Raw genomic sequence first — 247 nt, 5'->3', positions numbered from 1 at the left:
ATGGCGTCCATGGTCGCGAGCAGGCCGACCTCCCTTTCCAGCACGAACACGATGATGAAGTGGGCGAACCCGCGGCCGCCGCCTTCGCGGTTGCCCGGCAGCGCACTGTCGATGATGCCGCCGACCACGCGTGCCAGCACGATCACGAACGTGTTGAGCACGCCCTGCTGCAGCGCCATGGTGATCATGTCACCGGTGGCCACGTGCGCGATTTCATGGCCCAGTACCGCCTCGGCCTCGTCCTCCC

Annotated in this window: 1 protein-coding gene; it reads right to left on the bottom strand. The window is 66.8% G+C overall.

The genetic code is table 11. The features are described from left to right. Positions 1–247 (bottom strand): M48 family metalloprotease (locus KVS69_RS20140; protein ID WP_217540023.1); only part of this gene is annotated, 247 nt, incomplete at both ends.

The sequence above is a fragment of the Stenotrophomonas sp. GbtcB23 genome, from assembly GCF_019091045.1.
GTDB lineage: Bacteria > Pseudomonadota > Gammaproteobacteria > Xanthomonadales > Xanthomonadaceae > Stenotrophomonas > Stenotrophomonas rhizophila_A.
This window is presented reverse-complemented; position numbering and strand designations above follow the sequence as displayed.